Origin of the sequence: Aeromicrobium sp. (assembly GCF_037719875.1) — a bacterium.
In the GTDB taxonomy this organism is placed as follows: Bacteria; Actinomycetota; Actinomycetes; order Propionibacteriales; family Nocardioidaceae; genus Aeromicrobium.
Map to the genome: position 1 here is coordinate 23,840 of NZ_JBBJMJ010000008.1, position 13,369 is coordinate 37,208.

The 13,369-nt window shown below is 68.2% G+C and carries 14 protein-coding genes and 1 riboswitch; of the genes, 9 read left to right on the forward strand and 5 right to left on the reverse strand.

The genetic code is table 11. The annotated features are described in order from the left end of the window. Positions 1-3: 3 nt before the first annotated feature. The 4 genes from WKF39_RS09410 to WKF39_RS09425 all read right to left on the reverse strand — a co-directional run bounded on the left by WKF39_RS09410 (position 4) and on the right by WKF39_RS09425 (position 6,069). A complete protein-coding gene (locus tag WKF39_RS09410; RefSeq protein ID WP_340387684.1) occupies positions 4-3,717 on the reverse strand; it encodes a heterodisulfide reductase-related iron-sulfur binding cluster in 3,714 nt (1,237 codons plus the stop codon). Between the two features lie 110 nt (positions 3,718-3,827). Beyond that, positions 3,828-5,018: an MFS transporter gene (locus tag WKF39_RS09415; protein ID WP_340387686.1), complete on the reverse strand. Its 1,191-nt coding sequence runs from the start codon at positions 5,016-5,018 to the stop codon at positions 3,828-3,830. Positions 5,019-5,074: 56 nt separating this feature from the next. After that, entirely contained in the window at positions 5,075-5,527 is a 453-nt protein-coding gene (locus tag WKF39_RS09420) for a GNAT family N-acetyltransferase (protein ID WP_340387687.1), read from the reverse strand. Then, a complete protein-coding gene (locus tag WKF39_RS09425; RefSeq protein ID WP_340387689.1) occupies positions 5,524-6,069 on the reverse strand; it encodes an NUDIX hydrolase family protein in 546 nt (181 codons plus the stop codon). Before WKF39_RS09425 ends, WKF39_RS09420 begins: the two co-directional genes overlap by 4 nt. Positions 6,070-6,143: 74 nt before the next feature. Here WKF39_RS09425 and WKF39_RS09430 point away from each other — a divergent pair, with 74 nt between their 5' ends. Next, positions 6,144-6,446 (forward strand): zinc ribbon domain-containing protein, encoded by a 303-nt coding sequence (locus tag WKF39_RS09430; protein ID WP_340387691.1) that lies wholly within the window; start codon positions 6,144-6,146, stop codon positions 6,444-6,446. Here WKF39_RS09430 and WKF39_RS09435 read toward each other — a convergent pair. Then, positions 6,443-7,111: a GPP34 family phosphoprotein gene (locus WKF39_RS09435; RefSeq protein WP_340387693.1), complete on the reverse strand. Its 669-nt coding sequence runs from the start codon at positions 7,109-7,111 to the stop codon at positions 6,443-6,445. The genes WKF39_RS09430 and WKF39_RS09435 overlap by 4 nt on opposite strands. Positions 7,112-7,335: 224 nt before the next feature. On the opposite strand from WKF39_RS09435, the gene WKF39_RS09440 reads away from it, so the two are divergent. From WKF39_RS09440 to WKF39_RS09475, 8 genes are all read left to right on the forward strand, one after another. Then, positions 7,336-7,722, forward strand: a complete 387-nt coding sequence (locus WKF39_RS09440; protein WP_340387694.1) for an ankyrin repeat domain-containing protein — start codon at positions 7,336-7,338, stop codon at positions 7,720-7,722. A gap of 88 nt (positions 7,723-7,810) precedes the next feature. Beyond that, complete coding sequence (locus WKF39_RS09445) at positions 7,811-8,374, forward strand: cysteine hydrolase family protein (RefSeq protein ID WP_340387696.1); 564 nt, start codon at positions 7,811-7,813, stop codon at positions 8,372-8,374. 13 nt (positions 8,375-8,387) lie between these two features. Next, positions 8,388-8,497, forward strand: a riboswitch (TPP riboswitch). After that, positions 8,487-9,113, forward strand: coding sequence for an ECF transporter S component (locus WKF39_RS09450; protein WP_340387698.1), 627 nt, complete (start codon positions 8,487-8,489; stop codon positions 9,111-9,113). (Overlaps the previous riboswitch by 11 nt.) Beyond that, on the forward strand, positions 9,114-10,511 hold the full coding sequence (locus WKF39_RS09455; protein WP_340387700.1) for an ATP-binding cassette domain-containing protein: 1,398 nt from the start codon (positions 9,114-9,116) through the stop codon (positions 10,509-10,511). A gap of 8 nt (positions 10,512-10,519) precedes the next feature. Continuing rightward, positions 10,520-11,206: an energy-coupling factor transporter transmembrane component T gene (locus tag WKF39_RS09460; protein ID WP_340387702.1), complete on the forward strand. Its 687-nt coding sequence runs from the start codon at positions 10,520-10,522 to the stop codon at positions 11,204-11,206. Positions 11,207-11,252: 46 nt separating this feature from the next. Further along, positions 11,253-11,621, forward strand: a complete 369-nt coding sequence (locus WKF39_RS09465; protein ID WP_340387704.1) for a hypothetical protein — start codon at positions 11,253-11,255, stop codon at positions 11,619-11,621. Between the two features lie 73 nt (positions 11,622-11,694). Beyond that, complete coding sequence (locus WKF39_RS09470; protein WP_340387706.1) at positions 11,695-12,153, forward strand: MaoC family dehydratase; 459 nt, start codon at positions 11,695-11,697, stop codon at positions 12,151-12,153. Position 12,154: 1 nt separating this feature from the next. After that, positions 12,155-13,369: an acyl-CoA dehydrogenase family protein gene (locus WKF39_RS09475; RefSeq protein ID WP_340387707.1), complete on the forward strand. Its 1,215-nt coding sequence runs from the start codon at positions 12,155-12,157 to the stop codon at positions 13,367-13,369.

The following is a 13,369-nucleotide window of genomic DNA, read 5'->3' on the forward strand; positions in this document are numbered from 1 at the left end:
CGGTCAGGACTTGGTCTCGTCGTCCTCGTCCTCAGGCTGGGGCTTCTCTGCGGCGGGCTCCGCATCGCCGCCTGTGGCGGCACGGCTCAGGTCGGCGCCGCTGGGGTTGGCGTCACTGAGCGAAGCGGCGTCCTCGGAGACCGGGTCTGCGGTCGACTCTGCGTCCTCGACAGCGGTGATCCCGCCGGCCTTGTCCGCCGTGTCGACTGTCTCAGCCTCTTCCTCGCGGGCGTCCTCCTCGACCGGCTCGGTCTCGTCGGGCTCAGTCTCGTCCGGTACGTCGGTGACTTCCTCAGCAGGTGAGGCGGACTCGGGCTCGGGCTCGGGTGCTGCGGTGCCGGAGTCAGCAGCCGCATCGACCCACGCCATGGCCTCGGTGTCCTCGTCGGGATTCGTCGAAGGGGCCGGGCTGTCGGCCTTGTCAGTTGCCCCGACCGTCTCGGCTTCCTCTTCGCGGGCGTCCTCCTCGACCGGCTCGGTCTCGTCCGGTGGGTCGGTGACCTCCTCGGCTGGCGACTCGTCTGGAGTCTTGGTCGCGGAGACCTCCGGCTCGTCGTCAGACTCCTCGGGCACCGACTCTGTCTCAGGGTCCGTGGTGTCCCCCGGCTCGGACTCCTCGGTGGGCGCTGAGTCCTCGGTCTCGGCTTCGGCCTTGGGCGCGGGGGTGTCGTCGCTGGGGGTCAGGTCGGTGTTGACGGGTCCGACGTTGGCCCAGGCGGCCTTCTCCTTCTCGCTGGCCTCGCGGTCGTCGACCTCGTCGGTCTCGTCGCTGGTCTCAGGCTCCTCGGCCTTCTCCGCCGGCTCCGGCTCGGCCTTGGCGCCCGCAGTGTCGGGTTCGGGCTCGGCTTCGGGCTCTTTGACCTCGGGCTCGGCTTCGACCTTGGGCTCCTCGGCCTTGGGCTCGGCCTCGGGCGCGGGGGCGTCATCGCTGGGGGTCAGGTCGGTGTTGACGGGTCCGACATTGGCCCAGGCGGCCTTCCCCTTCTCGCTGGCCTCACGGTCATCGGTGGGTTCGCCGTCGTCGTCGGCCGATGTCACGTGCTGGTCGGCTTCGTCCTTTGCCTCCGGCTCGGGCTCGTCCTTGACCTCTGACTCCGCCTCGAGGTCACCCTCATCCTTGACCGCGGGCTCGGCGGCCTCCTCGGCCTTCGACTCCTCATCGGAGCCATCTTTGTCCTCGTCGGGCAAGGCGCCGGGCTGCTCCGTTGCCTCATCGGAGCTCTCGGAAGCCTCTGCAGCCGCTCCGACGTCCTCGGTCTTGCTGATCGAGTCGGGATCGGCTTCGTCAGCGGCGTTGGGCTCGGCCTCTTCGGCCGGCTCGGTCTCGGGTGCAGGGGCCTCGGGCTTCTCCGGCTCCACCTTCTCGGGCTCCGGAGCTTCGGGCGCCGTGTCGGCCGGGCGGTCCTCGGTGCTGTCGCCCGTACGCGATCCCTTGTCGTCGACAGAGATGTTGTGCGCAGCGGCGGCGGCCTTGGCCGAGTCGCTGACACCATCGCCGCCACTGGCCGCGGCCGCGGTGGTCGCTTCGGCTTCGGCGACGACGTCGTCTGCATCACCGGCCGAAGGCCCACGCTTGACGCCGGCGAGCAGCATCTGCGCGATGTCGAGGACCTCGACCTCTTCGCGGGCTGCACCTTCGGACTGCTTGAGGGTCAGGCCGTCTGACAGCATGACGCGGCAGAACGGGCAGCCGACGGCGATCTGGTCGGCACCGGTGGCGATGGCCTCTTCGGTGCGGTTGACGTTGATCCGCGATCCGAGGGTCTCCTCCATCCACATACGGGCACCACCGGCGCCGCAGCAGAACGACTTCTCGGAGTTGCGCGGCATCTCGCTGAACTCCGCGCCAGGGATGACTGAGAGGAGCTCACGAGGTGCTTCATAGACCTGGTTGTGACGGCCAAGGAAGCACGGATCGTGGTAGGTGATCTTCTTCTTCTTGGTCTCCGCGTCGGGCGCGACCGGCGTCAGCTTGCCCTCGCGCACGAGCCGGTTGAGCAGCTGCGTGTGGTGCACGACCTCGAGCTCGACGCCGAACCCGGCGTACTCGTTCTTCAGCGTGTTGAAGCAGTGTGCGCAGGTCGAGACGACCTTCTTGACCTTGGCCTCCTTGAGCACCTCGGCGTTCTGCATCGCGAGCTGCTGGAACACGATCTCGTTGCCGGCGCGCCTCGCGGGGTCACCCGTGCAGGTCTCGCCGTCGCCGAGGACCGCGAAGGTCACACCGGCCGTGTTGAGCAGCTCGGCCACGGCTTGAGTCGTCTTCTTGGCGCGGTCTTCGTAGGCGCCGGCGCAGCCGACCCAGAACAGCCACTCGACCTCGTCGAGGTCCTCGATGTCGACGCCGACCTGCTTGACCTCGAAGTCGAGCTTCTTGGCCCAGTCCATCCGGCCCTTGGGGTCCATGCCCCATGGATTGCCCTTGCGTTCGAGCCCCTTGAAGATGTTGTTGAGCTCGGCCGGGAAGTTCGACTCCACGAGCACCTGGAACCGGCGCATGTCCTCGATGTGGTCGACGTGCTCGATGTCGACGGGGCACTGCTGCACGCAGGCTCCGCAGTTGGTGCAGGACCACAGCACATCGGGGTCGATGACGCCGTACGCCTCGGCGTTGCCGATCAGCGGTCGCTCGAGCTCAGCCTTCTGCTCGTCGGTGAGGGACTCCTCGTCCTGGCCGAGCAGGGGCAGCTTGGCGTACGCGTGATCGCGCAGGCCCATCATGAGCAGCTTGGGTGACAACGGCTTCTCGGTGTTCCACGCGGGGCACTGGCTCTGGCAGCGGCCGCACTCGGTGCAGGTCGTGAAGTCGAGGATGCCCTTCCAGGTGAAGTCCTCGACCTTGCCGACCCCGAGCTTGGCGAAGTCCTCCTCCTCGAGATCGTCCATGTCCTCGAGGTCGAGCGCCTTGCCCTTGATGTAGATCGGCTGGAGACCGCCCAGCGCGGTCGAGCCGTCGGACTCGCGCTTGAACCAGATGTTGAACCAGGCCGTGAAGCGGTGCCACGCGACACCCATCGTGATGTTGCGCGCGATCGTGATGAGCCAGGTCATCGAGATGACGATCTTGATCATCGCGATGGTGTAGACGAGCGTCTCCATCGTGTCGACGCTGAGCCCGTCCCACAGGTCGCCGAGGAAGAATGTCAGCGGGTAGTGGAAGGCGAGGTTCTCCTCGCCGTGCGCCTTCTCCAGGGCGTACTCGAGCGTGCGGAGGATGAAGCCGCACAGGACGACGGCGAAGATGATCGCCTCGACGAAGTAGGCCTGCCAGAACGTCGAGCCGAAGAAGCGGGATTTGCGGTCGAGACGCCGCGGGTGGTTCTTCTGACGGACCGCGATGAGATAGACGATGCCGATCAGGGTCAGCCACGACAGGATCTCGGCGGGCCACTCATAGACGACCCAGTGGCCAATGATCGGGAGTGCCTGGTGGGCGTCGAAGATCTGCAGGTAGGCCCCGGCGACCATCGAGGACAAGAAGATGAAGCCGGCGAACACGAACCAGTGCATGATGCCGATGGCGGTCCACTGGAGCATCCGGGTGTGGCCCAGCGTCTCCTTGAACATGTTGGCCCAGCGCGAGCCCTTGTTGTCGGTGCGTCCGATCGCCGGCTGACCGGCCCGGATCACGGCGACCATGTCTCGTACGGCCTTCACCGCCAGCGCCACCGCGACCGCGGTGATGGCCAGTGACACGACTATGGCGACGACACGCATGAGAGCCCTTTCGACCGAACAGCTGACCGTGACAGTAGGGCTGACATTAACCCGTCAGAAGTCAGGATGCTGGGTTAGGCAAGCCAAAGCGGCATGTAGTGCGGTGCAGGTCACACGCTGTCGGCGCGGCGCTCGCCTCGAACCGGGACGAGCGGGACGGCCAGCACGGGGAACAACGCGACGGCCGCGAATGCGAACCCATACCCCCGGCCCGCGACGAGGGCGCCGACGACCGGAGGGACCAGGGCCGAGGCGACGTACTGCCCGGTGTTCTGCAGTCCCATCGCGCGGCCTGACCAGTACGGTCCGCCGATCTCGGCGACGGCGGTGAAGGCCAGGCCGTTGTCGGCGACGGTCACGGCGGTCGCGATGACGATCAATGCGACCGCCAGTGGCGTGCCGGAGAGCAGGCCGAGCGTGAGCATCGTCGCCGCTGCGACCACCGCGACCGTGCGCATGGGACCAAGCCGGCTGCCGACCTGGTCGGACCACCAACCGGCGCCGATCCGGCCCGCGGCACCGACCAGCTGGGTCGAGGCGACCAGGGCGCTGGCGGCAAACGTCGACCAGCCCTTGTCGTCGATGAGCCAGACCAGCATGTAGGTCCACACCGTGAACTGCGGTACGACCAGAAGTGCCGAGGCGAGGTGGATGCGCCACAGTCGGTCGTCACGCCTGTAGGGATTGTCGAGCTGGCCGAGCTGGGCGGCTTCGTTGCGGTCAGGACGCGGGGGATCGACGATCAGCGCGACTGCCAGCAGCGTCGCGACGGCGCAGATGCCGGCGACCACGAGCAGAGTCGTCATGAGGCCGCGCGCGTCGACCAGGTTGGGGACCAGGAGCGCAGCCACCCCGACCCCGAGGGGCAGAGCGGTCTGCCTGATGCCCATCGCGGTGCCGCGCCGGTTGGCGGGGAACCAGCCGACCACGACGCGTCCGCTCGCGGAGTTGGCGCTGGCGGCGCCGACACCGCCGACAAAGAACCATGCGCCGAGGCCCACGAGCGAGTCGGCGAGGGCCGCACCGACCGCGGCGAACGTGACGATCGCGAGACCCGAGGCCATGGACGTACGTTCGCCGACCCGGTCGACGACGAAGCCCCAGATCACGAGCGACACCATCGTGCCGGCGAGTGGAGCCGCGGCGATCGTGCCGGCCTCGACGAGACTCAGGCCGCGTACGAGATGGAAGTACGGGATCAGGAACGGGGCGCCGTTGACGAAGACCGTGCCGGCGATCTGCGCGAACATCGAGATCGCGAGCAGGAGCCAACGGTTGGGGGCCACCTTCTGCTCAGCCATGTCCACATCCTGATACGAATCGTCTCAGCATACAGACTACATCGGTGAGGGGCGGGTCAGAAGTACTTCTTCATGCCGATGTGGCTGTCGACGAACCCGAGGCGCTCATAGAACCCGTGAGCCCGCACGCGCTCACGGTTGGTCGTCAGCTGCATCCGCGCGGCGCCACGCCGCCGGGCCTCGTTCTCGATGTGAGCCATCAGGGTCGCGCCGATGCCCTGCCCGCGTCTGGCCGCCGACGTTCGGACGGCCTCGACCTGGCAGTAGAGCCCGCCGTCTCCTGCCAGCATCCGCATCCAGGTGACCTGCGCGGTGCACACGACGGTCCCATCGATCTCGCCGACGAGCAGGTCCTGGTGCGCGTCGGAGCCGATCTCCTCGATCGCCGCCCGCTGGTTGTCCGAGACGGTGTCGGGCTCCTCGAAGTAGTGCTTCGAGTCCTCGCGGACCAGCACCAGGATGGCCGCGAGGTCCTCAGGGGTGGCTGGCCGGATCTGCAGGCCGCTCACTGCGGCAGAGCGCCGACCGATGCCAGAGCCTGCTTGAGCAGCCACCCGCGGCCACCCTCCATGTCCTCGAGCACCTCGGTGTCTGCGGCTTCTGCCGGTGTCAGCCAGGTCAGCTCGAGGGCATCCTGCCGAGGCTTGCACTCGCCGTTGACCGGCACGACGTAGGCCAGGGAGACCGCGTGCTGGCGCGAGTCGTGCAAGGGCGAGACTCCGGGAAACGGGAAGTACTCCGCCACCGAGAACGGCACGGTCGTGATGGGCAGCTGAGGAAATGCCGTGGGGCCGAGATCCTTCTCGAGGTTCCGCAGCAGCGCCTCACGTACCGACTCGCCGTGCATGACCCGGCCCGAGACGAGGGTGCGGGTCATCACGCCGGTGGTGGAGGAGCCACGGAGCAGGATGCCGATCGACTCGACCTGCCCGAGGGCGTCGACGCGGACCGGCACGGCCTCGACGTAGAGGATCGGGACCCGGGAGCGGGTCTCGTCGAGGGCGAAGTCCGGGAGCCAACCCGGATTGGGATCAGGAGTGCGCACGGACATTGGCCCATTGTGTCCCACGCTCGATCAGGGGTGTGACATCGTGCTCCCATCACGTTTGAACCGGGGGTCTGGGCATGATCATTTTTGGTTTTCGTTCGTCGGTCATCCAGATCGCGATGATGACCTACCTGTGCAGCCGATGCGGCAATCCCGCCGCTCACGCGTTGCGCAAGGTCGTTCGCAAGTTCACCCTCTTCTTCATCCCGTTGTTCCCGGTGAGCACGAAGTACTCGGTGCAGTGCACCTTTTGTGGCGCGGCGGCCGAGCTCACCAAGCAGGAGGTCGACGAGGCGCTGGCGCGACAGGTGACATCGCCAGCTCCTGCCGAGGTCCAGCCGTCGCCGGAGGAACCCGCCGGCGGCCAGCCGCTCAGCTAGTTTGACCCGGCCGTGCCGGCGACGGTCGCCACCATGACCCCTGCCGTGACGGCCGCCTGGGCGGCCTGAATTGCCGTGCGGACTCCTTCGCTGGCCCAGTCGCCCTCGGCGATGACCTTGGCCCGCGCCTTGGCGCGTTTGCGATCCGGCTTCTCGACGAGCAGCTTGGTCAGGTCAGCGGCGGCCAGCAGTCCGATCAATGGCCCGGTCTCGGAGTCGGCCGGCTGGTCGTGCATGAGGCTCGCCCGGATGCGGTTGACCAGGTCGTCACGCCGCGCGGTGTCCACGACCTCGTGCCGGGTCAGGGGGAACAACCCCATCAGCTTCTTGGGCCGGGTCTTCATCAGCCCCTTCGTCACGAGGGCGGCGTAGACGGTCTTGCGGCCCTGCTTGCCGAGCTTCGTGACGGCGTTCTGGGGACTCTGGCGACCGCGGTTGCGTATGCGGGCCATGGCACCCTCCAGGACGGGGTCGCTGAGCGGTGCGTGATCGCTCACGACAACCCTGGCTTTGCGCCCCTCGCCGTCGAGGTCGAGACGTCCGGACGCGACGAGGTCCAGCAGGTGTGCACCCCCCACCACCGGATCGGCCTTCATCGAGTCGAGCTGCGGCTTGCCGCTCACCGGATCGGTGACGATCAGCAGGAGGTCCTCGGCGGTGGTCATGTCCTCAACCTAACCACGATCGCCGGTGGCAGCAGGTTGGCATCCCCGGACCACGCCCGGCCCTCGACGGTGACCTCGACTGCGATGTCTGCATCGTCGGCGGAGGGCTCAAGGGCCTGTGGAAGGCCTACTATCTCGCGGAGCTCGATCGGGCCTGAACCGGCCGAGCCGGCTCGCAAGGATCGGCGACCGGTTCACCGGCCGTTGACCGTAGGCTGTGGAGCATGACCGACGAACTCGATCCCAGGCTCGTCGAGCTCGCTCATCGGATGTTCGACCTCGCCCGCGAGGGCGGCGCAGAGCAGCTCGTGGCGCATGTCGACAAGGGTGTCCCGGTCGACATGACCGATTCGTCGGGCAACACCTTGTTGATGCTGGCGGCCTATCACGGACACGGCGAGACCGTGGCTGCGCTGATCGCCCGCGGCGCTGATGTCGATCGGCTCAACGATCGCGGGCAGAGCCCGCTGGCCGGCGCGATCTTCAAGGGTGAGGACCAGGTTGTGCGCCTGCTGCTCGACGGTGGCGCCGATCTCGATGCCGGGACGCCCTCGGCCCGAGCGACGGCCGAGATGTTCGAGCGCGGTCACCTGCTCGACCCCGCGGGATAGCTGCGTCCAACGCATCTGGCAGGAATGCATCGCAACGGGGCACGTCCTCCACTGGCACGCGTAGGTCTTTTCGGCCCATGCTCGTGGCATGACGACCACCGCGCTCATCCTGATCGACGTCCAGCAGGGGTTCGACGATCCCGTGTGGGGCGAGCCCAACAACCCGGCCGCGCTCGACAACATCGCCCGGCTCGCGGCAGCCTGGCAACACGCGGGACAGCCGATCGTCGTCGTGAGGCATGACTCGGTCGAGGCCGCATCGCCGCTTCGGCCCGGCGGCCCGGGCCATGCGCTCGAGCCCGTCGTGGCTGCGGTCGACCCGGCCTTGTTCATCACCAAGACGGTCAACTCGGCCTTCCACGGCGACGAGGACCTGCACGCGTGGCTGCTGGGTCGGGAGGTCGACGGGATCGTGCTGGCGGGCATCCAGACCAACATGTGTGTGGAGACGACGGCACGGGTCGGCGGCAACCTGGGGCACCGGGTCGCCGTCGCGCTCGACGCGACTCGGACCTTCGCGCTGACCGGGCCCGACGGAGCGACGTTGAGCGCCGACGAGCTGACTCGGGCGACAGCGACCAACCTGCACGGCGGTGGTTTCGCCCGAATCGTCTCGACCGCCGAAGCGCTCGCCGAGGTCGGGGCCGGCTAGGGGTACACTCGAGCTACCAAGACAGGGGAGCGCCACGCAGAGGGCGCTGAGAGTGCGGATCAGCCGCAGACCCTTGAACCTGCTCCGGTTAATACCGGCGAAGGGAGTCACGATGAGTTCTGCAACCACGTCCACGTCCAACAAGAGGTTCGGCGGTCGCTACCGCACCATCGACCTCGTCACGATGACGACCCTTGCGGTCGCCTTCGGCGTCATCTTCTGGGGGTGGGGCAAGCTGTATGCGCCGCTGAGCGGCCTTGCGGTCTTCTCCTTCCCACCGTCAGCTGCCCTGATCGCCGGCCCCTGGTTGGCGGCCGGGATCGTCGGCGGGCTGATCATCCGAAAGCCGGGGGCCGCCTTCGGGACGGAGTTCCTGGCCGCGGCCGTCTCGAGCGTCGTGCTCGGCGGCACGGAGTGGGGCTGGACGGTGTTCGCCTCGGGCTTCTTCCAGGGTCTCGGCGCCGAGCTGATCTTTCTCCTGTTCTTCTACAAGAAGTTCGGCATCGTGGTCGCGATGCTCGCCGGTGCCGGCGCCGCGATCGTGGAGGCGTTCTACGAATGGACCCAGCCCTTCACGGCGGAGTGGGACCTGGGTTACAAGCTCGCTCACCTGGGCTTCCTGACCACGGCCGGTGTCGTCGTGGCCGGTGCCGGCGGTTGGCTGCTGGTCCGCGCGCTGGCTGAGACGGGAGTGCTGGACGCGTTCGGCGCCGGACGAGACGCCGCCGGCGAACGCTAGGTGGCTCCCCCCCCACGGGGAGAGGTGCGGTTCACCGGATTCACCTGGCGTCCGCTCGGGCGACGGGATCCGGTGGTCCGCGACCTCGACCTGCAGGTGGCGCCCGGCGAGCGGGTACTGCTGCTGGGCACGAGCGGCGCCGGCAAGTCATCGCTGCTTCACGCCCTGACCGGTGCACTGGGCACGACGATCGCAGGGGAGGTCGCCGGCCTCGCGGAGGTCGGCGGCCGTGTCGGTCTGCTCCCGCAGGATTCGGCAGACTCTGTCGTCGCCGACCGCATCGGCAGGGACGTGGCATTCGGCCCGGAAAATCTCGGCGTTCCCCGCGAGGAGATCTGGCGCCGGGTCGATGCCGCGCTCGAGGCCGTTCGATTGCCGTACGGGCGGGAGCACCTTGCTGCCGCGCTGTCCGGTGGCGAGGCTCAGCGATTGGCCCTCGCGGGGATCCTGGCCCTGGCGCCTGACGTCATGCTGCTCGATGAGCCGACGTCGATGCTCGACGGCGAGGCTGCTGCCGCCGTTCGTGACGCGGTCCTGAACGTCCGCGAAGGGCGGACACTCGTCATCGTCGAGCACCGCTTCGAGCCGTGGCTCGAGCATGTCGATCGCGTCGTGGTGCTTGCGGGGGGCAACGTCGCGTACGACGGATCGGTCGCCGAGTTCCTGTCCGGTCCGGTCCACGACGGGCTCTGGATGCCGGGCCTCCCGGCGCCGGCGCCCATGGCCGTCGACCCTGGTCTGGTTCGGCCTGAGGGAGACGTCGTCGCCCCGCGACTCGAGGCCGTCGGGGTCGAGCTCGTGACCCGGACGCTCCGAGGGAGCCAGCGCACCCACGCCCTCGACGGTCTGGATCTCGAGCTCAGCGCAGGGCGCAGCACGGCGTTGGTGGGTCCGAGCGGAGCGGGCAAGTCGACGGCGCTCGCTGTCCTCGGCGGTCTGCTCGGCCCGAGCGACGGTTCGATGCGCCCGGAGCTCCACCGGCGACGCAGCCGGGACCTGGCCCCGGATGTCGGTTGGGTCCCGCAGGTCTCCGAGCACGGATTCGTCACGCACGAGGTACGCCGCGAGGTTGCGCTGACCTCCGGCCTGGTGGGCCGAGGCGTCGTGGTGGAGGAGGTGCTCGCGGCGCTGGGCCTCGAGCACCTGGCGGGAGCCAACCCCTACCGGCTCTCTGGCGGAGAGCAACGCCGGTTGGCGCTCGCCGCTGCGCTGGCGCACCGCCCCGGCCTGGTGCTGCTGGACGAGCCCACCGTCGGCCAGGACCGGAACACGTGGGCAGCGGTGGCGGGCTGGATCGTCGCCTCCGCCCGGGAGGGGGCTGCGCTTGCGGTCTCGACCCACGACCGTGAGCTGCCTGTGGACGTACGCATCCCGATGGCGGCGGGTTCGCTCGCATGAGGTCGGTCATGACGCGGGTCAACCCGCTGGTCCTGTTGTCCGTCGGCGGATTCTCGTTCTTCGGGTCATTCTTCGTGCGCGACATCCGCACGGCGGTGATTGCACTTGCGGCATACGCCGTTGCCGGGCTGCTGCTGCTGCCGGGCTGGCGGTTTCCACTCGTCTGCCTGGCCTTCTCACTCCTCGGATCGGTGACGGTCGTCTATTCGACGTGGCGGCTGGGCAGCGGAGGACTGGAGCCGGCGATCACGCAGGGACTGCGGCTGATCGTGCTCGCGTGGCCCGGGTCGGTGGCGATCGGCTACCTCGATCCTGCGCGCCTGGGGGACCATCTCGCCCAGTCGTTGAGGCTGCCGGCCCGACCGGTCGCGGCATTCTCGGCCTCCCTGCAGCGGTTCGCATCCTTCGGCCACGCGTGGACACAGCTCGAGCGGGTGCGTCGGGTCCGCGGCCTCGGCACCACCCGCAACCCGCTCGCCAACCTGCGTTGGATCCGCGGCATGTCGTTCGCGCTCCTGGTGCACGCGATGCGCGGAGCGAGTCGATCCTCGATCGCGATGGATGCCCGGGGGTTCGCGACGGCACACGACCGATCCTGGGCTGAGGCTGCGCGCTGGACCCGTCTGGACATCGCCGCCACCGTCGGCGCAGCGGTCCTGGGAGCCGTGCCGCTCGTCGTCCTGCTCTCGACATGACCCGCGAGGTCATTGACCACATCGGCGGCCCGTGCCACCGTCGCGCATGGACCTTGTCACCGACGTCGCGCTGGTGTTCTCGGCGCTGATCCATGCCCTGCCTGTGGCCGGCGTGCTGGGGCCGTCACGGGTCGCAGCGGGGTACGACGTGCGCGTCGACGGCCCGGACCTCTCGGTCCTGCTGGTCCACCGTGCCGTGATGTTCGGGGTGCTCGCGGGTCTGCTCGTCGCCGCCGTGTGGTCCGACGACCTGCTGCCGTACGCCGTCGGGGCCACCCTCGCCAGCGACGTCGCGTTTCTCGTGGTGGTGGGTGTCATCGGGGGGATCAACCCGTCCATGAGACGTGTGGTGAGGGCCGACATCGTCTCGATCGTGCTGCTGGTGGTGGCAGCGGCAACGAGTCGGGTCGGGTGACGCTCTGGCGCGGCGGCCGTCGGGCGTACTAAGGTGCCGACTAAGCAAGCGCTTAGTTAACCGGAGGTTCCACATGGCACGCGTGTTCGACAGTCTCGATGAGTTCAAGGCAGCCGCCGGTGAGGAGCTCGGGACGAGCGACTGGGTGACGGTGACGCAAGACCAGATCAACACCTTCGCCGATGCGACCGGCGATCACCAATGGATCCACGTCGATCCCGAGCGTGCTGCGACCGGGCCCTTCGGCGGCACGATCGCCCACGGCTACCTCACGCTGGCGCTGCTGCCCGCGTTCGGCGAGCAGATCTACACGGTCAACGGCTTGGCCTTCGGCATGAACTACGGCGCCAACAAGGTGCGCTTCCCGAGTCCCGTGCCGGTCGACTCGCGGCTGCGCGCCACTGCCACGCTCAAGGAGACGTCCGACATCGCGATCGGCACCCAGTGCGTCGTCACGTTCGTGATCGAGCTCGACGGCTCGGAGAAGCCCGCCTGTGTGGCCGAGGTCGTCTTCGTCATGGCAGGTGCATGAGATGGATTTCGCCTACGACTCCAAGACCCAGGACCTGATCGGACAGATGGAGTCCTTCATGGACGAGGTCGTCTATCCGGCCGAGTCCACTGCGCACCAGCAGATGCAGGCCGCGATCAAGGAGGACACCTGGGCGCCGCCGGCGGTCCTCGAGGAGCTCAAGGCCGAGGCCAGGAAGCGTGGCCTCTGGAACTTCTTCCTCCCCGGTGACGAGGGTGCAGGGCTCACCAACCTGCAGTACGCCCCGCTCGCGGAGATCACGGGTCGCAGCATCCAGCTCGCTCCGGCTGCGGTCAACTGCGCGGCACCTGACACCGGGAACATGGAGGTGCTGCACATGTTCGGCACCCCGGAGCAGAAGGCACAGTGGCTCGAACCGTTGCTCGCGGGAGAGATCCGGTCGTCGTTCGCGATGACCGAGCCCAGGGTCGCATCGTCGGACGCCACCAACATCGAGACGTCGATCGTCAAGGACGGCGACGACTATGTCATCAACGGTCGCAAGTGGTGGATCACCGGCGCGATGAACCCCAACGCGAAGATCTTCATCGTGATGGGCAAGACCGACCCGGCCGCTGAGCGGCATCGCCAGCAGTCGATGATCCTGGTCGAGCGCGACACCCCGGGTTTCGACATCGAGCGCGGCATGCACGTATTCGGCTACAACGACCGCGACCACGGCGGCCATGCCGAGATCTCGTTCAACGACGCACGCGTGCCGGCCGGCAACCTGATCGGCGCCGAGGGAGAGGGATTCGCGATCGCGCAGGCCCGGCTCGGACCGGGACGCATACATCACTGCATGCGCTCGCTGGGCATCGCCGAGCGAGCCGTCGAGATGATGAGTCGACGCGCCCTCGACCGGGTCGCGTTCGGCAAGCCGATCGCCGACCAGGGCGTCGTGCGTGACTGGATCGCCGAGTCCCGCGTTCGGATCGAGCAGCTTCGCCTGCTGGTCCTCAAGACCGCGTGGCTGATGGACACCGCCGGCAACCGGGGCGCCCACACCGAGATCCAGGCGATCAAGATCGCGACCCCGCAGACCGTCGAGTGGATCCTCGACAAGGCGATCCAGGTGCACGGCGCCGGCGGCCTGAGCCAGGACTTCCCGCTTGCCGAGTGGTTCGCGGGGATTCGCACGCTGCGGTTCGCGGACGGGCCGGATGAGGTGCACAAGAACTCGCTGGCCCGGGCCGAGCTCAAGAAGCACCGCTGA

Bases quoted from the DNA above. Each gene is read 5' to 3' on its own strand.
- WKF39_RS09410 (WP_340387684.1), bottom strand. From the start codon at position 3,717: ATGCGTGTCGTCGCCATAGTCGTGTCACTGGCCATCACCGCGGTCGCG.
- WKF39_RS09415 (WP_340387686.1), bottom strand. From the start codon at position 5,018: ATGGCTGAGCAGAAGGTGGCCCCCAACCGTTGGCTCCTGCTCGCGATC.
- WKF39_RS09425 (WP_340387689.1), bottom strand. From the start codon at position 6,069: ATGTCCGTGCGCACTCCTGATCCCAATCCGGGTTGGCTCCCGGACTTC.
- WKF39_RS09430 (WP_340387691.1), top strand. From the start codon at position 6,144: ATGATCATTTTTGGTTTTCGTTCGTCGGTCATCCAGATCGCGATGATG.
- WKF39_RS09435 (WP_340387693.1), bottom strand. From the start codon at position 7,111: ATGACCACCGCCGAGGACCTCCTGCTGATCGTCACCGATCCGGTGAGC.
- WKF39_RS09440 (WP_340387694.1), top strand. From the start codon at position 7,336: ATGACCGACGAACTCGATCCCAGGCTCGTCGAGCTCGCTCATCGGATG.
- WKF39_RS09445 (WP_340387696.1), top strand. From the start codon at position 7,811: ATGACGACCACCGCGCTCATCCTGATCGACGTCCAGCAGGGGTTCGAC.
- WKF39_RS09450 (WP_340387698.1), top strand. From the start codon at position 8,487: ATGAGTTCTGCAACCACGTCCACGTCCAACAAGAGGTTCGGCGGTCGC.
- WKF39_RS09460 (WP_340387702.1), top strand. From the start codon at position 10,520: ATGACGCGGGTCAACCCGCTGGTCCTGTTGTCCGTCGGCGGATTCTCG.
- WKF39_RS09465 (WP_340387704.1), top strand. From the start codon at position 11,253: ATGGACCTTGTCACCGACGTCGCGCTGGTGTTCTCGGCGCTGATCCAT.
- WKF39_RS09470 (WP_340387706.1), top strand. From the start codon at position 11,695: ATGGCACGCGTGTTCGACAGTCTCGATGAGTTCAAGGCAGCCGCCGGT.
- WKF39_RS09475 (WP_340387707.1), top strand. From the start codon at position 12,155: ATGGATTTCGCCTACGACTCCAAGACCCAGGACCTGATCGGACAGATG.